Consider the following 19284-nt stretch of genomic DNA (forward strand, 5'->3'; position numbering starts at 1 on the left):
CTCACCAATCCGCGATCGACATGGCCGCATATGCAGGCGGCAGAACCGCGCGTCGCCACCTGCCAAGGGGAAATCGCTGCGGAGGCTGTGTCATCGGACCGGGCAGCCCGGCATCTTGTCCCAGAGCCAATCGCGCCAAGGCCCGACCACAATAGGTGCCCATTGCAACGCCGTTGCCATGAAACGCAAAACCCGCGAACAGGCCGGGTTGCCGGGGCACCGGGCCCGCATAAGGCACCAAACCGTGGGACAGGCACACCATGCCCGACCAGATATGCGTGATCTCGATCCCGGCCCAGGCAGGGAACATTCGCCTGAAATCCCTTTGCACCTTGTGACGAATTGCAGCCTCGGCCCGGTCCGAGGATCGCAGTCCACCGCGCATTCCGAACAGAAATCGCCCGTCGGGCATCAATCGGAAATAGTGCAGCAAATGCCGGGTGTCATAGCACATCTGATCCGAGGTCCAGCCCTGCGCCATCTTCTCGGCCTCGGTCAGGGGGCGTGTGACCAGAACGGTGGATTGCGCCGGTAGATACCGGCCAGACAACCAGTCCGGCACATCCTCGCTTGAATAGCCATTGGTGCAGATCAGGACCGTGTTGGCCTGTACACAGCCGTTGGGGGTGGCCAGCCGAAACCCCGGCCCGGATTTCTGGACGCGCTGAACCGGGCTTTTCTGATAAAGCTGCACCCCCAGATCATGCGCAGCGCGCGCGAGGCCAAACAGATACTTGCGCGGGTTCAGGCCAAAGCCGACGGGAGTCGTGTAGCCACCGTAAAACGGGCCGTTCAGCCCCAACGCGGGCAGGTCGTTGGCCTCGTGCAGGGTGCCGTTCTTGTCTGCATGCCGACGCAGACGGGTCATTGCGCGCTTGGTATGCGCCAGTTGGGTTTCGCCTGCGGAATGTGTGTCGGCATCGATCTCATGCTTGTCCAGCAACCCGGCGACCAGTTGGACCGCATCCTGTTCTGCCTGCCCGTAGGCGTCCGCCTCCTGTTCGCCAAACCGGCGCACCATGGTCCTGTGGCTCAGCTTTGAGCCGCCCAGACAGCAAAACCCGCCGTTGCGACCGGAGGCGCCCCAGCCGGGGGTTTCCGCCTCGAACACCGCGACCGAGGCCCCGCCTTCTGCCAGATGCAGCGCGGCAGAGACGCCGGTGAAACCTCCGCCAATTATGGCGACATCGACGCTCTGATCACCTTTCTGCACCGGCCAATCGGGGCTGGGGCTGGTTTCATCCCACCAACACCCCGCGCGCGGGCCGGGGCCGTAGGTATAGTCGGGGAAAATGCGCCTCATTCCGTTCGGGCAGCGGCCATTTCATCTTGTCGCTGCCGCATCATCGCGCGTTTTGTCACCAACGAGGCGGTGATCACGCCAAGGGTGACAACCGCGATCATGATGGTCGACAGCGCGTTGATTTCAGGGCTGACCCCCAGACGCACGGCCGAGAATATCCGCATCGGCAAGGTCGTGGCCGACGGGCCCGAGGTAAAGGACGCGATCACCAGATCGTCCAGCGACAGGGTGAAGGCCAGCAACCAGCCCGAGATCACGGCAGGCGCGATAATCGGCAGGGTCACCAGACGAAACGCTTGCGCCGGAGAGCACCCCAAATCAAGTGCGGCCTCTTCCAGCGACTGATCGAACGTCACTAGCCGCGACGAGACGACGACGGACACAAAGCACATCGAGAATGTCGTGTGCGCCAACACAATGGTCAGGATGCCCCGATCCAATCCGATGCCGATGAACAGCAACAGCAGCGACAATCCGGTGATGACTTCGGGCATCACCAGCGGCGCATAGATCATGCCCGAAAACAGTGTACGGCCAAAGAAACGCCCTCCACGCACCAACACATAGGCGGCAGCAGTACCCAAAACGGTTGCGATTGTTGACGAGAATACAGCCACGCGCAACGTCACCCATGCGGCATCCAGGATCTGTTCGTTCTGGAACAGCTCTCCATACCATTTGGTCGAGAAACCCGCCCAGACTGTGACCAGCTTGCTTTCATTGAAGCTGTAGATGATCAGGATCAGCATCGGGATATACAAGAAGGCGAACCCCAGCGTCAGCGAGACCGTGTTGAACCAGCTTAATCTGCTCATTGTTCGGCCTCCGTCTGTTTTTGCTGGTTGCGCTGGAACAGCACAATCGGGATCACCAGGATCAACAGCAGGACAACCGCAACAGCACTGGCGACGGGCCAATCGCGGTTCGAGAAGAACTCTTCCCACAGAACTTTACCGATCATCAGCGTGCCCGAGCCGCCCAGCAGGGACGGGATCACGAACTCACCAATTACAGGGATCATCACGAGGAAACACCCTGCGATTATGCCGGGACGCGACAGCGGGATGGTCACCAGCCAGAAGGCTTGCAGCCGTGAACAGCCCAAATCCTCGGCAGCTTCGATCAGGGATTCGTCCATCCGCTCCAGCGCCGAATAAATCGGCAGGATCATGAAGGGCAGATAGGTGTAGACGATGCCGATATAGACCGCCGTGTTGGTGTTCAGGATCGTCAACGGGGTCGAGATGATGCCCGTCCAGAGCAGCAGTTGGTTCAGATAACCTTCGTTCGACAGAATGCCCATCCACGCATAGACGCGGATCAGGAAGGACGTCCAGAACGGCAGGATCACCAGCATCATCAGCGTCGGTCGCCATTCCTCGGGCGCGCGGGCCATGCCATAGGCAATCGGATAGCCCACCAGCAACGTGAAGAAGGTCGAGATCACGGCGATTTTGACGCTGGACAGATAAGCCTTCCAATACAGGTCATCCTCGGTCAGCCAGACGAAGTTTTCGAAATCCAACTGGCTGAAGAAGTCCTTGATCCCGGCCCATCCCTGCGACAGGTCCAGCGTCGGCGTATAGGGCGGGATCGCCAGTTCAGTGTCGGACAAAGAGATCTTCAGAACAATGAAGAACGGCACCATGAACAGCGCCAGCAGCCAGACATAGGGAATGGCGATCAGCAGGGCGCGGCGCATCAGTTCGCCAGCAGAACCGCAGCCGTTGCTGTCCAGGACAGCCAGACCGGGTCTTCCCATGTGAACGACCGGCGCGAGATGCGACGGGTATTGGCGGATTGCGCCTTGATGATCGTGCCGTTTGCCAGTTCGACGTGATAGGTGGACAGATTGCCCAGATAGGCGATGTCATGCACCTTGCCCTGAATGGCATTGATCGCGTCTGTTGGGCGATCTGCGGAAATGGTCACCTTCTCGGGCCGGATTGCCAGATGGCAGGATTGGCCATTCGAGAACCCGACGTCCGAGGTTGCGGTCAGCGGGGCCTGCCCCTCGGCCCAGTCGATCTGATAGGTATCCTGACCGTTCGATGTTGCGCGGCCTTCGATAATGTTCACATCGCCAATGAAGTCTGCGACGTAGACCGAATTCGGGGTCTCATAGATGCGATCCGGCGTGGCGACCTGCATCAGCCTGCCTTGATCCATCACCGCGACACGGCTGGCGACGGTCATCGCCTCTTCCTGATCGTGGGTGACGATCACAAAGGTCGTGCCCGTTTTCTCCTGAATATCCATCAGTTCGAACTGCGTGTCCTGCCGCAGCTTCTTGTCCAGCGCACCCAGCGGTTCATCCAGCAAAAGCAACCTGGGCGCCTTGGCCAGTGACCGCGCCAACGCCACCCTTTGCCGTTGACCGCCCGAGATCTGATGCGGCTTGCGGCGGGCAAATTGCTCCAACCGGGTCAGGCGCAGCATTTCCTCGACCCGGTCTTCCAGATCGTGCTTGGGCATGTTGTCCCGGCGCAGACCAAAGGCGATGTTGTCCCAGATGCTGAGATGCGGAAACAGCGCATAGGACTGGAACATCATGTTCACCGCCCGCTTGTTCGGCGGGATCGGGTCAATGTCCTGACCGCCCAGCATGATATGCCCTTCGGTCGGGGTCTCGAACCCTGCCAGCATCCGCATCATCGTGGTCTTGCCGCAACCGGACGGGCCGAGCAGAGCAAAGAATTCCCGTTCGAAAATGTCCAGCGACAGGTTGTCGATGGCGGTAAAACCGCCGAACCTTTTGGTCACATTCTGGAACTGGATCAGTGGTTTCGCCTGCGGGTCATCCCACGGCGCAAAGACTTCGGTGTTCAAAGCGGCCCCCGTCGATCTCTACGGACAAAATGAACACGGGGCGGTCCACCCGCCCCGTGTTAAATGATCAGGTGCCTGACTTGATCTTGGTCCACAAACGGGTCACGACCCGCTGGGTTTTCGACGGGTAAGGCGTCGTGATGTAGAGGTTCTGCATCGTGGCCTCATCCGGGTAAATCGCCGGATCGCCAATCACGTCCTCGGCCAGAAACTCTTGCGAGGCCTTGTTGCCGTTGGCGTAGTACACATAGTTCGACGCGGCGGCCATGTTATTGGCGTCCAGGATGAAATCGAGGAACTTGTGCGCCCCTTCCGGGTTCGGCGCATCCGCAGGAATGGCCATCTGGTCGAACCACATCAGCGAGCCTTCGGCAAACGGGTGGTATTCAATCTCGACCCCGTTATCCGCCTCGGCCGCGCGGTCCCGCGCCTGAAGGATATCGCCCGACCAGCCAACGGCGACGCAGATATCCCCATTGGCCAATGCGTTGATATATTCCGAGCTGTGGAATTTCTGGATATGAGGGCGCACCGCTGTCAGAACACCTTCGACCTTCTTGATAACATCCGGATCGTGGCTGTCAGGATCTTCACCCAGATACTGCAACGCCATCGGTATCATTTCAGCCGGCGCGTCTAGGAAATGCACCCCGCACGAAGCAAGCTTCTCCATGTTTTCGGGTTTCAGAACCAGATCCATGCTGTTCAGGGCCACGTCGTCACCCAGGGCTTCCTTAACCTTGCCGACATTCACGCCGATGCCGGTTGTGCCCCACATGTAGTTGATCGAATGGGCGTTGTTCGGATCGTAACCCGACGTGCGGTCCTGAATGACATCCCAAAGGTTTCCGGCATTCGAAAGCTTGGCTGTATCCAGTTCCTGAAAGGCGCCCGCTTGAATCTGGCGCTGAAGGAACGTGCCCGACGGCACCACCACGTCATAGCCCGATCCACCGGCCAGCATCTTGGTTTCCAGAACCTCGTTGCTGTCAAACACGTCGTAGATCAGCGTCAGACCTGTTTCTTCCTCGAATTTTTTCAGAAGGTCCTCATCGATATAGTCGGACCAGTTGTAGACACGCACCTCGTCGGCAAAGGCCGCCGAAACCCCCAATGCGATGACCGCTGTCAGTGTCAGCGTTTTGATTGACATTTTCTTCTCCCTGCAAGTGTCCCGATATTTTCCCGGTTTTTTGGATTTGATCAAGTTTTGCGTTTTTCAGCCGCACGCAGTATGCTTTCATGACGGTTCAAACCCGGCAAGCTGTCGGCTTGCAAATTGGAATGAACCACTTGGATTTGATCAAAAATAAGGCATCTACGACAAAGATGGACGGCAAAAAAAGCCCAGTACATGAGCAGGTGTACCAAACCCTGAAATCGCAGATCCTGTTCGGCGATCTGGTTCCGGGTCAGCCCGTAACGATCCAGGGGCTGACTGATTCGCTTGGGGTCGGGATGACACCGGTACGCGAAGCGATCCGTCGTCTGATCTCGGACGGGGCGTTGGTGTTTCAGGGCAATCGCAGGGTCAGTGTTCCGCTGGTTTCGGACTCGGATATCGCGCAGATGATCTTTGCCAGAAAGTCAATAGAATCAGAGCTTTCACGTCTGGCGGCAGCCAATCTGAAACCTTCCGATATCGACGCGCTGGAACGGTTGGACCAGCGCCTTGATCGTATGATCGCGGATGGCGATGTCAGCGGATACCTGCAATTGAACTATGCGTTTCACGAGGCGCTGTATGCCCACGCCAACGCCCCGATTCTGCGCGATCTGGCCGAACGGTTGTGGCTGCGCTTCGGCCCCTCGCTGCGTGTCGTCAGCGGGCGTTTCGGAACGCAAAGCCTGCCGGACAGGCATAAAGACATCATTGCCGCCCTGCGCAAAGGAGACGCCGAAAAAGCCGCCCTGGCCACTGCGCAGGACATCGAACAAGGGATGGAGCTGATGGTCGGCGCGCTGGCCACCGCCTAGGCAACAGCGATTCGATTGACAGCAAAAAATTTGATCATATTCTGAGTGCCAACTGCTGCAGGAGGTTTCAGGATGTCCACCATCACCAATCACATGCCCACGGCCGAGTTGCAGGCACTGGACGCGGCGCACCACCTCCACCCGTTTTCCGCCAATGGGGCGCTGGGTCAGGAAGGGGCGCGGGTGATCACGCGCGCCAAAGGTGTCTATCTGACCGACAGCGACGGCGAAGAGATTCTGGATGCCATGGCCGGTCTGTGGTGCGTGAACATCGGCTATGGGCGCGATGAACTGGCCGACGTGGCCGCACGTCAGATGCGCGAACTGCCCTATTACAACACCTTCTTCAAAACGACCCATGTTCCCGTTATTGCGCTGGCGGCGAAAATTGCCGAACTGGCTCCGGGTGATCTGAACCACGTGTTCTTCGCAGCCGGCGGGTCCGAGGCCAATGACACCAATATCCGTCTGGTCCGCACCTACTGGGCCGAGAAAGGCCAGCCCGACAAGAACATCATCATCAGCCGTCACAACGCCTATCATGGCTCGTCCGTGGGGTCGGCCTCGTTGGGAGGCATGGCGGGGATGCACGCGCAGGGCGGCATTCCGATCCCGAACATCCATCACATCAACCAGCCGAACTGGTGGGCCGAGGGTGGTGATATGTCACCCGAAGAGTTCGGCCTGGCCCGCGCCCGCGAGCTGGAAGAGGCCATTCTTGAACTGGGCGAAGACCGCGTGGCCGCCTTTATCGCCGAACCCGTGCAGGGCGCGGGCGGTGTGATCGTGGCCCCCGATACCTACTGGCCCGAAATCCAGCGAATTTGCGACACATACGACATCCTGCTGATCGCGGATGAGGTGATCTGTGGCTTTGGACGGACCGGCAACTGGTTCGGGTCGCAAACCGTGGGCATCCGGCCCGATATCATGACAATCGCCAAGGGGCTGAGTTCCGGCTACGCGCCGATTGGCGGCTCGATCGTCACCGACGAGATTGCCAAAGTGATCGGCGGCACCGAGTTCAACCACGGCTACACCTATTCCGGCCATCCCGTCGCTGCTGCGGTCGCGCTGGAAAACCTGCGCATTCTGGAAGAAGAGAAAATCGTCGAGCATGTCCGCGACGTGGCCGCGCCCTATCTGAAACAGAAATGGGAGGCGCTGGCCGATCATCCGTTGGTGGGTGAGGCCAAGATCGTCGGCATGATGGCCTCGGTCGCGCTGACCCCGGACAAGGCCAGCCGCGCCAAGTTTGCGTCGGCGCCGGGCACCGTGGGCTATATCTGCCGCGACCGCTGCTTTGCCAATAACTTGATCATGCGCCATGTGGGCGACCGAATGATCATCTCTCCGCCGCTGATCCTGACCCCTGCGGATATCGACGAGATGTTTGTGCGGATCTACAAATCGCTGGATGAGGCTCAGGCAGAAATCATCGCGCAGGGGCTGATGAAGGCGGCGTCCTGACATTCTGACACTGGCCGGAGACGACCTAACGTCTCCGGTATCGCCGTGCGCAACCGCTATTTCTGCGCGATGGATTTGAGGCCAAGCAGGATGGCGGCGCCGATCATGAAGCCGCCGCCAGTGCGTTCGATCCAAACACGCGCGGTTCCTTTGAACCGCTTGGCAATCCAGCTTGCGCTGAACCCGTAGGCCGACAGAAACACGCCATCCATCGCGATATAGGTCGCGCTCAGGATCAGGAATTGTGGCCAGAAGGCACTGTCGGCAGAGATGAATTGCGGAAACAGAGCGGCAAAGAACACGACCGCCTTCGGATTGGCCGCCGAGGTCAGAAAGCCTTGCATCCACAGGGTTTTCAGGGATGCCTTGGGCCGGGCCTCATCCAGATGCGGATCGTCCGGCTTGGCGCGACGGATCATCATGAACCCAAGCCACAGAAGATAGGCAACACCCGCCCATTTGATGACGGCCAGCGCAGTGCCCGAGGCCGCAACGATGGCGGCCAAGCCCAGACCGGCGGCCAGCATCTGCAGCGCATTTGCGGTCAGGTCCCCTGCCGCCGTTGAGAGCGCACGTTTGAACCCATGTGCGCCGCTATTTGACAGCATCAGCAATTGGCTCGGTCCCGGGGTGCTCATCAATGCAAGCACCGTCAGGACGTAGATGGTCCAGGTTTCGATAGTCATGTGATCACCTTCTGCATCTCGCGAAGGCTATCACCAATTCCCTGAAACGCCAGCGCGCATTCACCTCAACCGTTCCAGCAACTTCAACGTCGGATACCCGTCCGGCAGCAACCCCTGCGCCAGTTGATAGGCCCGAACCGCATTGATCGTGTTCGGCCCGGTGCGCCCGTCGATGCCCTGCGTGTCGAACCCCGCATTGGTCAGGCGGGTTTGCAGCTCTTTCTTTTCGGTGAAACTGAGTATCCGATCCCCCCGAGGCCAGTCACTCTGAAACGGTGCGCGCCCGGCCAGACGGTCTGACAGGTGACCGATCCCGATCACATAGGCATCCGCGCCGTTATAGGCCTCAATCACGCGGAAATTGTCGAAGATCATCAGCGCCACGCCCTGCCCTCCGGCGGGCAGCAGGATTGCGGCCTGCCCGTAGTCGCGCACGGGTTTACCATCGCGCCCAACCACACCTCGGGCCGCCCAGTCCGACGGCATCAGAGTATAGTCCCGCTTGGCCGTGGCATAGTCGAACCCATCCGGCAGTCGTACCTCGACCCCCCAGGGCTGTCCTTCGGTCCAGCCATGTCGTGCCAGATAGGCAGAGGCAGAGGCCAGCGCATCCGTCGGATCGTCCGACCAGATATCGCGCCGCCCGTCGCCATCGAAATCGACGGCGTGGTCCAGATACGAGGTCGGCATGAACTGCGTATGCCCCATCGCCCCGGCCCAACTGCCGATCATCCGACCCGCGCTGACATCCCCGGCCTGAACGATCTGCAAGGCGGCGATCAACTGCGCCTCAAAGAACGACGCACGGCGGGCATCAAAGGCCAGAGTGGCAAGCGACCTTATGGTCTGGTTGTTGCCGCGATACGATCCGAAGGACGTCTCCAACCCCCAGATCGCCGTCACGACCTCTTTCTCGACGCCATACTGCGCCTCGATCCGGTTCAGCACCGCGCCGTGACGATCCAACGCCGCGCGTCCGTTGGCGATACGCGTGTCCGAGACGGCGCTGTCCAGATACTCCCAGATTGGCTTGCTGAACTCGGCCTGATTGCGGTCGCGCCGGATGACGTCCTTGTCGTATGTCAAACCCACCAAGGCCCGGTTCAGAGTGGTCTGCGAGATGCCCTGATCCCGCGCCCGATCCCCGAACGCCCCCAGCCAGGCCTGAAACCGCGCGTTCCCTGCCGCCGACACCCGCACCACCTCAGCCGACGGCCGGGGCACCGGGCGAATTGACGTTGTCACCTCCGCCGAAGCCAATTGGATTTCGCCCTCCAATGGCCGAGACTCGGGCCTTGGAGACTGTTCTGTCGCTGACGCCTGCACGATGGATGCCCATAATGCGGCGGTCATGACGCCACCTACGCATTTACGCATTCCGTTTTTTCCTGATTACTGCTCAACCTCGAGGATAGCGCAAAATCAGGTATTCTCAAAGCGCTCAGCGCTCGTCCTCGCGCGCTTGTGCTTGGCGTTCGGCACGGATACGCGCAAGCACATCGCGCAGCATCGGCACGCGATTGGGGCGAAAGCTTTGATCCGTCACGGACATGTCGCGGATCCGGTCCAGCCGGAAGACGCGGAAATCCTGCCTGAGATGACACCAGCTGAGCAACACATTCGAGCGGTCCATATAAACAATGCTCAGCGGATCGACCCGCCTGCGGGTCTCATCGCCCTTGGCATCGGTATAGGCAAACTCGATCGTCCGCTCATCCCACGTCGCCTGCCGCAGCTCGGCGACCTCGATCGTCGGCGCGGGTGGACGCGCAAATCGCGTCGCGGCCAGCACCGCGTGGCTAAGCCTGTGAGACTGGCGTGGCGGCAACCGCCCCTGCAACTTGCGTAATGCGGCGCTGGCGGCCTCTGACAGGGCCGGATCGCCGATCACCTGCACTTCGCGCAGGCCCAGAACCAGGGCCTCAAGCTCGTCATCGGTGAAGCCAAGCGGCGGCAGAGTTGCATCTTCAATCAGGGTGAATCCGAACCCGGCCTCGCCGTCGATAACGGCCCCAAGGCCGCGTAACGCATCAATGTCCCGATGAATCGTGCGCGGCGACACGCCCAGATCCTCGGCCAGTTGCACCGAGGTTTTCGGGGACGGGCCAGAACGCAGGGCTTGCATCAATTGGAACAGGCGGGCGGTGCGGGACATGATGTATCCTAACTTACCCCTAATGCCAGAAACTGTCATCAGGTGCGTCTAGGGTCTGGCCATCCCCAATGACGGAGCCACAGATGCTGACCCTACTGACCTTCCCCTCGGCCTTTGGCGTGTTCAGCGCCAGCCCGTTCTGCGTGAAAACCGCGCTGATGCTGCAGCACTCCGGCCAAAGCTGGCAGCGATCCGACATGCTGGATCCCCGCAAGATGCCGCACCAGAAACTGCCCGTCCTTCGCACGCCTGAACGGCTGGTGCCCGACAGCGACCTGATCCGCGAATGGCTGGAACATCAGGGCGCCGATTTCGATCAGGGCCTGACGGATTTGGAAAAGGCACAGTCCCGCGCGCTGATCCGAATGGTTGAGGAGCACCTTTATTTCCACATCGTTCTGGATCGCTGGGGTAATGATCAGGTCTGGTCTATCCTGCGCGAGATGTTCTTTGACGGAATCCCGGCACTGATCCGCAAACCGGCCTCGAACGCGATCCGCAAATCCGTTCTGAAGGGGATCAGGACCCAGGGCATTGGCCGCTTTTCCCAGAATGAACGTCTGGACCGGGTTGAGCGCGACCTTGAGGCGATCTCGGCCTATCTGTGGCAATCGCCGTTTCTGCTGGGCGAACGCCCGACGGCGGCGGACATGAGCGTTGGGCCCATGCTGGCCGCGATGCGTGCCACCCCTGCCGATACCCCCCTGACCCGGCGGATCAAACAGGATAACCTGCTCAACAGCTATGTGGATCGGATGGAACAGGCAGTACCGCTGGCATGACACAGTTCGAGGACCCCGCCGTCGCCGCAGCCTTCGCGGCCTTGCCACCAGAGACCCGCGCCGGTGCGTTTGCCTTGCGCAATCTGATCCTTGAGACGGCCAGCGACCTGCCCAGCGCGCAACCGCTGCAAGAGGCGCTGCGCTGGGGTCAGCCTGCGTATCTGGCACCCAAGGGCTCGACCATTCGGCTGGGCGGGCATAAGTCCGCGTGCTTTGCCCTGTTCGTGCATTGCCAAAGCCGGTTGATGGGTGATTTCACCAGCGCCTTTCCGGGTGAAGATCGGATCGACGGAAACCGGGCCGTGCTGTTCGACGATATGGGCCAGATCGATCCCACCCGCCATGGCTGGCTGATCGCGCAGGCCTTAACCTATCACCTCTGACGCCGTTTGCGTTCGACCTTGCGCTTGATCTTGTCCTTCTTGCGCTTGGTGCTGACCGCCTTGCGCCTTGCACCGCGTTTGGCGGGGCCGCGCCCGCGCGGCAGGGCCTGATCGTCGATGGACAGCAGTTCCAGTTCCAGCCCACCTGTCACCGGCGTCGCTTCGGTCAGTCGCACGGTGACGCGTTGGCCAATCGCGATGATCAGCCCGGTGTCCGAGCCCATCAGCGTTCCGGCTTCGCGGTCGAAATGAAAGAATTCACGCCCCAGCGAACGTACAGGCACCAGACCATCCGCGCCGGTTTCGTCCATCTTCACAAAGGCCCCGAAGCGCGCGATGCCGCTGATCCGACCCGAGAACTCATTGCCCACACGTTCGCTGAGATACGCGGCCAGATAGCGGTCGGTCGTGTCACGTTCCGCCATCATCGAACGCCGTTCCGTGTCCGAGATATGGGTGGCGGTTTCGTCGAGCCTTGCGATCTCATCCTCGGTCAGCCCGTCCTTGCCCCAGCCATGGGCCGAAATCAGCGCGCGGTGCACGATCAGGTCGGCATAGCGGCGAATGGGTGAGGTGAAATGCGCATAGTTGCGCAGCGCCAGCCCGAAATGGCCAAAGTTTTCCGGGTTGTAGTACGCCTGCGCCATGGATCGCAGAGTGGTGAGGTTGATCAGCTCCGCATCCTCGGTCCCGGCGGCGGCGTTCAGCAGCGCGTTCAGATGGCGGGTTTGCAGCACCTGACCCTTGGCCAGATTCAGACCAGCCGCCTGCGCCGTTTCCCGCAGGCTTTCCAGCTTTTCGGGCGCGGGTTCCTCATGCACGCGGAACAGCAGCGGGCGGCGTTTGGCGATCAGGGTCTCGGCAGCGGCCACATTGGCGAGGATCATGAACTCCTCGATCAGCTTATGCGCGTCCAGCCGGTCGCGGAACGCCACGCTGGTGACTTCGCCGGTGTCGGACAGGACGATCTTGCGCTCGGGCAAGTCCAACTCCAACGGCTGTCGTACCGCCCGCGCCTTTTTCAGCGCGGCATAAGCGGCATAGAGCGGTTTCAGAACCGTCTCAAGCAACGGCCCGGTGCGGTCGTTGGGGGAGCCGTCAATGGCCTCCTGCACCTCGGCGTAATGCAGCGACGCAGCCGAGCGCATCAGGCCGCGCACGAACCTGTGGCCGATCTTGTTGCCATCCGCGTCGATCTGCATCCGCACGGCGATACAGGCACGCGGGACGCCTTCGTGCAAGGAGCACAGATCACCCGACAGACGATCCGGCAGCATCGGCACCACACGGTCGGGGAAATAGCTGGAATTGCCTCGCTTGCGCGCCTCGCGGTCCAGCGCGGTGCCGGGCGTCACATAGGCGGCAACATCGGCGATGGCGACCCAGATCACATGGCCGCCGGGGTTCTTGGGATCGTCATCGGCATGGGCATAACAGGCGTCGTCATGATCGCGCGCGTCCGAGGGGTCGATGGTCAGCAACGGCATGTCCCGCAGATCCTCGCGGCCCTTCAGGCCAGCGGGTTTGGCCTTGTCGGCCTCATCAATCACCTTGTCGGGGAAATCGTCGGGGATGCCATGCTGATGGATCGCAATCAGTGAAACAGCCTTGGGGGCCGTCGGATCACCCAGCCGTTCCACGATCCGCGCACGGGGCAGGCCCATGCGGTTCTTGGGGCCGGCCTGTTCGGCCTCGACCAATTCGCCATCCTTGGCCCCATGCACCGCGCCATCGGGCACCAACCATTCGGTCGAACCAGCCTTGTCGATAGGTACGATCCGCCCGCCCTCGGCCCCTTTGCGAAAGATGCCGACGATCTTGCGCGGGTTGGTGCCGATGCGGCGGATCAGGCGCGCCTCGTAATTGTGGTCTTCTTCAAGCACCACGGTCAGGCGGGCCAGAATGCGGTCGCCTTCGCCCAGCGCCGGATCGCTGGCGCGGGTGATCAGTAGCACGATGGGCTCGACCCCCTCGCCATGCCACTCCAGCGGGCGCGCAAACAGGTCGCCATCGGCATTGGGGGCCTTCACCTGCAACACGCTGACCGGTGGCAGGCGATCCGGGTCGCGATAGCTGCGCTTGCGCTTTTCCAGATGCCCCTCGGCCTCAAGTTCCTTGAGGATGCGTTTCAGGTCGATCCGATCCGCGCCCTTGATGCCAAAGGCCTTTGCGATATCGCGTTTCGAGGTCAGGGTGGGGTTCGCCGAGATCCAGTCCAGGACCTCCTGCTTGGTGGGGATGCGAGTCATGATCCCGGCCTAGCACGGGGACGCGACCGCGTCATGACCAAAAACATCAGCGATCGAGATCGGCCACCGTATCCACATCATGCAACTGGTCCAGCAGCGCCACCCGGCAACCGGGGACCGAGGCCAGCGTGTCCGCCAATGTGTGCTCGCTGGACCAGCGCACGTCGCGAAACAGCCCCGGCGGCAGCGCCCCATAGCGTTGCGCGCCGACCAGCCAATAGCCGCCATCAGGGGCCGGACCGAATACCATCTGCGCGCGCCCCAGCGCCCCGAACGCCCGCGCAATATGCCCACGCGAGATACCGGGAATATCCGCGCCTATCAGACATACCGGCCCTTTGGGCATCCCGCGCAGCATCCGCCCCATGCGGTCACCCAGATCACCCCGCCCCTGCGCCGCACGCGGCAGGTCAGCGGGCCAGATGCGGCTGGTCAGCCCCTCGCGATCCGGAGACACCGCCAGAACGATCTGCCAGCGCGGGTCCCGCAGCCGCCGGATCAGCGCCCGTGTCTGATGCCGGAACCACCACGCCGCGCCGACCATGCCGATATCGCGCCCCAGCCGCGTCTTGACGCGCCCCGGATGGGGCTCCTTGACCATGATGACCAGAGTGCGCTGCATGGCTTAGGCAAAATAATCCGTCAGAATGCGCGTATAGATCGCCTTGAGCTGTTCGATCTGGGCCACCTCGACGCATTCGTCCACCTGATGCATGGTGCGGCCCACCAGCCCGAACTCGACCACCGGGCAGTGGTTCTTGACGAACCGCGCGTCCGAGGTGCCGCCGGTCGTCGACATCTCAGGCTGCACACCCGTCTCCGCCTCAACCGCCTGCGCCACCAGATCGGACAAAGGACCGGGCGGGGTCAGAAAGCTTTCGCCCGAGATTTTGATTCTGGTCTCAACCTCAACGCCATATTCTTCGGCCGCACGCGCGGCCTCAGCTTTCAGCCAGTCACTCAGGCCCGTGCCGGAATGCAGGTCGTTGAAGCGGATATTGACGGTGCCACGGCATTGCGCCGGGATGACATTTGTTGCGGGGTTGCCGGTGTCGATTGTGACCACGGCCAGCGTCGAGGCATCGAAATGGTCACTGCCTTGGTCCAGTTCATGACTGGCCAGACGGTCCATCAGCCGCGCCATCGCGGGCAGAGGGTTCTTCGCCCGGTGCGGATAGGCGGAATGGCCCTGTACGCCCGTCACGGTGAACCACGCGGTCATCGACCCGCGCCGCCCGATCTTCATCATCTCGCCCATTGTGTTCGGACAGGTGGGTTCGCCGACCAGACAAACGCTCATCCGTTCGCCGACCTGATCCATATGATCAAGCAGGGCGGTGGTGCCATCCAGCGCATCGGCCTCTTCATCGCCGGTTATGGTCAGGATGATCGCGCCATCCGGCGGCGTGTCGCGTACGAAATCCACGGCGGCAGCAGCAAAGGCGGCAACGCCAGATTTCATGTCCGTTGCGCCGCGCCCATACATCACCCCGCCCTGAACCTCGGCCCCGAAAGGTGGTTTGGTCCAGGCGGAGTCGTCGCCAACCGGAACCACATCGGTATGGCCGTTGAATCCAAATGTTCGCGCATGTCCTTTGGCGCCCCAACGGGCGAACAGGTTGCTGATCCCACCGCGATCCACTCGGGCGCATTCGAACCCTGCATCCGACAAAAGACCCTGTAACAGGACCAATGCACCGCCTTCGGCAGGTGTGACCGATGGGCAACGGATCAGGTCCGCTGTCAATTGAACTGGATCGGTCATTTAAGGGCCTCTTTGATGGTGGTGCGCTCAGGTTCGTGCACAGATTCAACGAATTGGCCGGATTGCCAACCCCAATCCGCAATTTTCACAGTGACGAACACGCAACGTATCGACCTGGGACGCCAATAAATCATGGTGCTTTACCCCGGGACGTGCTTGCCGCCATGCACACATTCGCGTTACAGGGCCGCGAAACAGGTGAATTGACCATGAAGCGCGCTTTCTACGCCCTGATCTGCCTGACTTTCGCCGTTCTCGCACAGCAAAGCCTGGCACAAACGCTAAATGTCACAACCGTGACCCGACCGCCGTTTTCCTACGTGGAGGACGGGGCCGAGACCGGATTCTCGATGGACCTGCTTGCGGCGCTGGCCGAGGCGCTGGACTGGGACTACACGGTATCCCGGGTCGACGGGTTTTCGGACATGCTGGGCGCCGTGCAGGACGGGTCTGCAGATCTGGCGATTGCCAATATCTCGATCACCGCGATGCGCGAAACCCAGATGGATTTCAGCCAGCCGATCTTCGAGGCCGGATTGCAGATCATGGTGCCCTCGGACGCGGTGCGCAGGCCATCGCTGCTGCAGGCCCTGCTGTCGACCGAGCTGTTCATTGCCATTGGCCTGGCCTTTGCCATCCTTCTGGGCGGCGGCATGCTGATGTGGGGGTTCGAGCGGCGCGCGCAGCCCTATTTCGACCGAAAGCTGAACGAGGCGTGGTTTCCATCCTTCTGGTGGGCGCTGAATCTGGTCGTGAATGGCGGGTTTGAGGAACGGATGCCGCGCACGCCCTTCGGCCGCATTCTGGGCGTTGTACTGGTCGTCTCGTCCCTGTTCATCGTGTCGGTCTTTACCGCCCGGATCACCAGCGTCATGACGGTGGACGCGATCACCGGCAATGTGAATTCGGTCAATGACCTCTACGGCAAGAATGTCGGCACCATCACGGGCTCGACCGCCGCCAGTTTCCTGACCCGGCGCGAGATTGAATTCACCGGTTACACCGGGCTGGATCAAATGCTCGAAGCATTCAAGGCCGAAGATCTGGACGCGGTGGTGTTCGACGCGCCCATTCTGTCCTACTTCGCCGCCCATGAAGGTCGTCGGATCGCCAGCATGACCGGAGGCATCTTCCTGCGGGAAAACTATGGCATTGCCTTCCCGACCGGTTCGCCCCTTGTCGAAGAGGTCAATCAGGCGCTGTTGGCCCTGCGCGAAGACGGGACCTATGACGAGATTTACCGGAACTGGTTCGGGATGCAGAACTAGGGAAAGTCTGCTTTACGGCTGCGCGTCACCTTCGAAAAACGGCGTCATCTGTGCGACGATCACCGCATTCTCATCCAGCGCCCGCTGCATCAGGGCACGTTCGTCCGGATCAATGTCGTGGCCCTGCGCCTCGCGCTCGGCCAAGGTCCCATAGCCCGTGACATCCAGAGGCGCGGTATCTGCCTGTTTCAGGATCGCCACGGTTTCGCGCACCGCCTCGGCTTCATCCACGCCACTGGCAAAGCACATCAGGGCTGCCCCGGTCGCCCCGTCGGGCAAGCCGTCGCCGTCCTTGCGACCGATTTGGACCAACAGGGTGTAGACTTGCTGACGCGAAGGTTTCTTTTGCTTTTCCATGCAACGGGCCATAGCCGCGCGCCCGCCTACGGTCAAGCAGCCGGGAATTGCGCGCAGGCTTTCCGGCGTCCATAGTGCCAAAACACAGCCCGTTGCCAATTGCAGAGGACTTTTGATGCCCTATCCCGATTTTATTACAGCCTTCCCAAGCCTCGACATTCCCTTCCCCGAGGACGTGGTGCAAACCGCCGTCATCCGGTCTGATGCGGGTCTGGTGGCGTTCTTCACGTTCCTTAAGGATTTTGAACTGCCCGCACATTCGCACAAAGCGCAGTGGGGCACGATTGTCGAGGGCGAGGTTGAATTGACCATCGGCGGCGAGACCAGAACATACGGCCCCGGCGACAGCTATTCGATCCCTGCGGGCGTCGAGCATGGCGGCAAGATCAAGGCCGGTACGCGGGCCATTGATGTGTTTGAAGAACCGGATCGCTATCCGATCAAGGGATAGACAGGCAACAAAAAAAGGCTGCGGCACGCGCTACAGCCCTTTTGCACGTATGCGGACGCTTTAGTCGCGCAGCAACTCGTTGATGCCGGTTTTCGAGCGGGTCTTTTCGTCCACCCGCTTCACGATCACCGCGCAATACAGGCTGATGTTGTTTTTCGACGGCATCGAACCCGCCACAACAACCGAATAGGGCGGCACTTCGCCATAGGTCACTTCACCGGTTTCGCGGTCAACGATCTTGGTGGATTTGCCAATGAACACACCCATACCCAGAACCGAGCCTTCGCGGACGATACAGCCCTCGACCACCTCGGACCGCGCGCCGATAAAGCAGTTGTCTTCGATGATGGTCGGACCGGCCTGCATCGGCTCCAGCACGCCGCCAATACCGACGCCACCCGACAGGTGCACGTTCTTGCCGATCTGCGCGCAGGACCCGACGGTGGCCCAGGTGTCAACCATGGTGCCCTCGTCAACGTAAGCGCCCAGGTTCACGAAGGACGGCATCAGCACCACGCCCGGCGCGACATAGGCCGATTTGCGGACCACGCAGTTCGGAACCGCGCGGAAGCCAGCGGCCTTCCACTGGTCCTCACCCCAACCGGCGAACTTGCTGTCCACCTTGTCCCACCAGCCACCGGCCTGCGGGCCTCCCGACTGGATTTCCATGTCCTTGATGCGGAAGCCCAGCAGAACCGCCTTCTTGGCCCACTGGTTCACGTGCCAGTCGCCGCTCTCCAGCTTTTCGGCCACACGCAGCGATCCGCTGTCCAGTGCGTTCAGCGTATCCTCGATGGCTTCGCGCTGTTCGCCGGTGGTTGCGGGCGAGATGGTATCGCGGGCCTCCCATGCGGCTTCGATGGCGGCTTCCAGTTGCGCATTGGACATTGGGCGTCTCCCTAGAGAATCTGTTCGTGTCGGTGTGGCCTATACGCAAGCCGGACCCACAGCGCAATGCGACGAACGCGGGTCTTTTTGCGTCCAATCCACGCTATCCTCAGCTTGCGCGGCGAATATGCCGGATCAGAATGGCCGTTGCCGCGCCCGTATCCTTGCGCTTCAGGGCCTGCACGATGGACAGGTGGTCCTTGTCCACACGCTGCGTCCATTTGGGGCGCCAATGGGCAAACAGATGCCGGGCGCTGGCGATGTGCAGGTCATCGATGGTGTGCAACAGGCGCGGCAAACCGCAGGGCGTCAGGATTGCACGGTGAAAGGCGCGATTGCGGGCCTCCCATTCCGGCATGGTTTCAGCGTCGTCGCAGGCGATACGAGCCGCTTCGATCCGGTCAAGATCCGTGGGCGACATGTTTTGCGCCGCCTGCTGCAGGGCAAGCGGTTCCAGCGCCACGCGCATCTCGATCACTTCGCGTATTTCAGCGGGGTCCAGAACCGAGACTCGCATTCCCCGTCGGGGCTCGCTGTGGGCCAGCCCGTGCGCCTGAAGCCGCAGCAGCGCTTCGCGCACAGGCACGTGGCTGGTGTCAAAGGATTTGGCGATGTGGTCCTGACGCAGTTTCTCACCGGCGCTTAAAGCCCCGGTGATGATCTGCTGGCGCAGGTTTTCGTAGATCGTGTCGGCAATCGTGGCGTTCATAGATTATCGATA

The 19284-nt window shown here is 61.1% G+C and carries 20 protein-coding genes; 6 read left to right on the plus strand and 14 right to left on the minus strand.

The window, feature by feature from the left end:
* Window position 1: 1 nt before the first annotated feature.
* The 5 genes from ACR0C9_RS10660 to ACR0C9_RS10680 form a co-directional block, all read right to left on the minus strand.
* A complete protein-coding gene (locus ACR0C9_RS10660) occupies window positions 2-1303 on the minus strand; it encodes an NAD(P)/FAD-dependent oxidoreductase (protein ID WP_480780976.1) in 1302 nt (433 codons plus the stop codon).
* A complete protein-coding gene (locus tag ACR0C9_RS10665) occupies window positions 1300-2118 on the minus strand; it encodes an ABC transporter permease (protein ID WP_170455297.1) in 819 nt (272 codons plus the stop codon). Before ACR0C9_RS10665 ends, ACR0C9_RS10660 begins: the two co-directional genes overlap by 4 nt.
* Complete coding sequence (locus ACR0C9_RS10670; protein WP_170634396.1) at window positions 2115-3005, minus strand: ABC transporter permease subunit; 891 nt, start codon at window positions 3003-3005, stop codon at window positions 2115-2117. The genes ACR0C9_RS10665 and ACR0C9_RS10670 overlap by 4 nt, the downstream gene beginning before the upstream one ends.
* A complete protein-coding gene (locus ACR0C9_RS10675) occupies window positions 3005-4132 on the minus strand; it encodes an ABC transporter ATP-binding protein (protein ID WP_480780977.1) in 1128 nt (375 codons plus the stop codon). Before ACR0C9_RS10675 ends, ACR0C9_RS10670 begins: the two co-directional genes overlap by 1 nt.
* Before the next feature lie 67 nt (window positions 4133-4199).
* Entirely contained in the window at window positions 4200-5285 is a 1086-nt protein-coding gene (locus tag ACR0C9_RS10680) for a polyamine ABC transporter substrate-binding protein (protein WP_170737774.1), read from the minus strand.
* A gap of 176 nt (window positions 5286-5461) precedes the next feature.
* On the opposite strand from ACR0C9_RS10680, the gene ACR0C9_RS10685 reads away from it, so the two are divergent.
* Window positions 5462-6109 (plus strand): GntR family transcriptional regulator, encoded by a 648-nt coding sequence (locus tag ACR0C9_RS10685; RefSeq protein ID WP_480586220.1) that lies wholly within the window; start codon window positions 5462-5464, stop codon window positions 6107-6109.
* A 72-nt stretch (window positions 6110-6181) separates the two neighbouring features.
* The gene (locus tag ACR0C9_RS10690) at window positions 6182-7579 is read left to right on the plus strand and encodes an aspartate aminotransferase family protein (protein WP_170624643.1); all 1398 of its coding nucleotides are present in this window, start codon (window positions 6182-6184) and stop codon (window positions 7577-7579) included.
* 56 nt (window positions 7580-7635) lie between these two features.
* Here ACR0C9_RS10690 and ACR0C9_RS10695 read toward each other — a convergent pair whose 3' ends face one another.
* From ACR0C9_RS10695 to ACR0C9_RS10705, 3 genes are all read right to left on the minus strand, one after another.
* Entirely contained in the window at window positions 7636-8265 is a 630-nt protein-coding gene (locus ACR0C9_RS10695) for a LysE family translocator (protein WP_170624645.1), read from the minus strand.
* 60 nt (window positions 8266-8325) lie between these two features.
* On the minus strand, window positions 8326-9642 hold the full coding sequence (locus ACR0C9_RS10700) for a lytic murein transglycosylase (protein ID WP_480780978.1): 1317 nt from the start codon (window positions 9640-9642) through the stop codon (window positions 8326-8328).
* Between the two features lie 64 nt (window positions 9643-9706).
* Window positions 9707-10420: a helix-turn-helix transcriptional regulator gene (locus ACR0C9_RS10705; protein ID WP_170624650.1), complete on the minus strand. Its 714-nt coding sequence runs from the start codon at window positions 10418-10420 to the stop codon at window positions 9707-9709.
* 68 nt (window positions 10421-10488) lie between these two features.
* Between ACR0C9_RS10705 and ACR0C9_RS10710 the strand changes: the two genes are divergently transcribed.
* Both ACR0C9_RS10710 and ACR0C9_RS10715 read left to right on the plus strand, forming a co-directional pair.
* Window positions 10489-11202, plus strand: a complete 714-nt coding sequence (locus ACR0C9_RS10710) for a glutathione S-transferase family protein (protein WP_480780979.1) — start codon at window positions 10489-10491, stop codon at window positions 11200-11202.
* Window positions 11199-11585 (plus strand): DUF1801 domain-containing protein, encoded by a 387-nt coding sequence (locus ACR0C9_RS10715; RefSeq protein WP_480780980.1) that lies wholly within the window; start codon window positions 11199-11201, stop codon window positions 11583-11585. Before ACR0C9_RS10710 ends, ACR0C9_RS10715 begins: the two co-directional genes overlap by 4 nt.
* On the opposite strand, the gene rnr is transcribed toward ACR0C9_RS10715, so the two are convergent.
* From rnr to dapE, 3 genes are read right to left on the minus strand one after another with little or no spacing between them, the layout of a single operon-like run.
* Window positions 11576-13834 (minus strand): ribonuclease R, encoded by a 2259-nt coding sequence (gene rnr / locus ACR0C9_RS10720; protein ID WP_170523771.1) that lies wholly within the window; start codon window positions 13832-13834, stop codon window positions 11576-11578. The genes ACR0C9_RS10715 and rnr overlap by 10 nt on opposite strands.
* Before the next feature lie 46 nt (window positions 13835-13880).
* Window positions 13881-14456: a TIGR04282 family arsenosugar biosynthesis glycosyltransferase gene (locus ACR0C9_RS10725; RefSeq protein ID WP_170455319.1), complete on the minus strand. Its 576-nt coding sequence runs from the start codon at window positions 14454-14456 to the stop codon at window positions 13881-13883.
* A gap of 3 nt (window positions 14457-14459) precedes the next feature.
* A complete protein-coding gene (gene dapE, locus ACR0C9_RS10730) occupies window positions 14460-15599 on the minus strand; it encodes a succinyl-diaminopimelate desuccinylase (RefSeq protein WP_480780981.1) in 1140 nt (379 codons plus the stop codon).
* 209 nt (window positions 15600-15808) lie between these two features.
* Here dapE and ACR0C9_RS10735 point away from each other — a divergent pair, with 209 nt between their 5' ends.
* The gene (locus ACR0C9_RS10735) at window positions 15809-16867 is read left to right on the plus strand and encodes a transporter substrate-binding domain-containing protein (RefSeq protein WP_170523762.1); all 1059 of its coding nucleotides are present in this window, start codon (window positions 15809-15811) and stop codon (window positions 16865-16867) included.
* Window positions 16868-16879: 12 nt separating this feature from the next.
* On the opposite strand, the gene ACR0C9_RS10740 is transcribed toward ACR0C9_RS10735, so the two are convergent.
* Window positions 16880-17224 carry a hypothetical protein gene (locus tag ACR0C9_RS10740; protein ID WP_170455325.1) on the minus strand — a complete coding sequence of 115 codons (345 nt, stop codon included), beginning with the start codon at window positions 17222-17224 and terminating at the stop codon, window positions 16880-16882.
* A 115-nt stretch (window positions 17225-17339) separates the two neighbouring features.
* Here ACR0C9_RS10740 and ACR0C9_RS10745 point away from each other — a divergent pair, with 115 nt between their 5' ends.
* Window positions 17340-17675: a cupin domain-containing protein gene (locus tag ACR0C9_RS10745; RefSeq protein ID WP_480586191.1), complete on the plus strand. Its 336-nt coding sequence runs from the start codon at window positions 17340-17342 to the stop codon at window positions 17673-17675.
* A gap of 60 nt (window positions 17676-17735) precedes the next feature.
* On the opposite strand, the gene dapD is transcribed toward ACR0C9_RS10745, so the two are convergent.
* Together dapD and ACR0C9_RS10755 are read right to left on the minus strand one after the other, a co-directional pair.
* Complete coding sequence (dapD, locus tag ACR0C9_RS10750; RefSeq protein WP_170523757.1) at window positions 17736-18563, minus strand: 2,3,4,5-tetrahydropyridine-2,6-dicarboxylate N-succinyltransferase; 828 nt, start codon at window positions 18561-18563, stop codon at window positions 17736-17738.
* Window positions 18564-18672: 109 nt separating this feature from the next.
* Complete coding sequence (locus tag ACR0C9_RS10755; protein WP_170523754.1) at window positions 18673-19272, minus strand: GntR family transcriptional regulator; 600 nt, start codon at window positions 19270-19272, stop codon at window positions 18673-18675.
* Window positions 19273-19284: the final 12 nt, after the last annotated feature.

This window comes from Ruegeria sp. C12 (genome assembly GCF_056537745.1).

Coding starts and splice junctions, on each gene's coding strand:
- ACR0C9_RS10660 (WP_480780976.1), bottom strand. CDS start 1,303: ATGAGGCGCATTTTCCCCGACTATACCTACGGCCCCGGCCCGCGCGCG.
- ACR0C9_RS10665 (WP_170455297.1), bottom strand. CDS start 2,118: ATGAGCAGATTAAGCTGGTTCAACACGGTCTCGCTGACGCTGGGGTTC.
- ACR0C9_RS10670 (WP_170634396.1), bottom strand. CDS start 3,005: ATGCGCCGCGCCCTGCTGATCGCCATTCCCTATGTCTGGCTGCTGGCG.
- ACR0C9_RS10680 (WP_170737774.1), bottom strand. CDS start 5,285: ATGTCAATCAAAACGCTGACACTGACAGCGGTCATCGCATTGGGGGTT.
- ACR0C9_RS10685 (WP_480586220.1), top strand. CDS start 5,462: ATGGACGGCAAAAAAAGCCCAGTACATGAGCAGGTGTACCAAACCCTG.
- ACR0C9_RS10690 (WP_170624643.1), top strand. CDS start 6,182: ATGTCCACCATCACCAATCACATGCCCACGGCCGAGTTGCAGGCACTG.
- ACR0C9_RS10695 (WP_170624645.1), bottom strand. CDS start 8,265: ATGACTATCGAAACCTGGACCATCTACGTCCTGACGGTGCTTGCATTG.
- ACR0C9_RS10700 (WP_480780978.1), bottom strand. CDS start 9,642: ATGCGTAAATGCGTAGGTGGCGTCATGACCGCCGCATTATGGGCATCC.
- ACR0C9_RS10705 (WP_170624650.1), bottom strand. CDS start 10,420: ATGTCCCGCACCGCCCGCCTGTTCCAATTGATGCAAGCCCTGCGTTCT.
- ACR0C9_RS10710 (WP_480780979.1), top strand. CDS start 10,489: ATGACGGAGCCACAGATGCTGACCCTACTGACCTTCCCCTCGGCCTTT.
- ACR0C9_RS10715 (WP_480780980.1), top strand. CDS start 11,199: ATGACACAGTTCGAGGACCCCGCCGTCGCCGCAGCCTTCGCGGCCTTG.
- rnr (WP_170523771.1), bottom strand. CDS start 13,834: ATGACTCGCATCCCCACCAAGCAGGAGGTCCTGGACTGGATCTCGGCG.
- ACR0C9_RS10725 (WP_170455319.1), bottom strand. CDS start 14,456: ATGCAGCGCACTCTGGTCATCATGGTCAAGGAGCCCCATCCGGGGCGC.
- dapE (WP_480780981.1), bottom strand. CDS start 15,599: ATGACCGATCCAGTTCAATTGACAGCGGACCTGATCCGTTGCCCATCG.
- ACR0C9_RS10735 (WP_170523762.1), top strand. CDS start 15,809: ATGAAGCGCGCTTTCTACGCCCTGATCTGCCTGACTTTCGCCGTTCTC.
- ACR0C9_RS10740 (WP_170455325.1), bottom strand. CDS start 17,224: ATGGAAAAGCAAAAGAAACCTTCGCGTCAGCAAGTCTACACCCTGTTG.
- ACR0C9_RS10745 (WP_480586191.1), top strand. CDS start 17,340: ATGCCCTATCCCGATTTTATTACAGCCTTCCCAAGCCTCGACATTCCC.
- dapD (WP_170523757.1), bottom strand. CDS start 18,563: ATGTCCAATGCGCAACTGGAAGCCGCCATCGAAGCCGCATGGGAGGCC.
- ACR0C9_RS10755 (WP_170523754.1), bottom strand. CDS start 19,272: ATGAACGCCACGATTGCCGACACGATCTACGAAAACCTGCGCCAGCAG.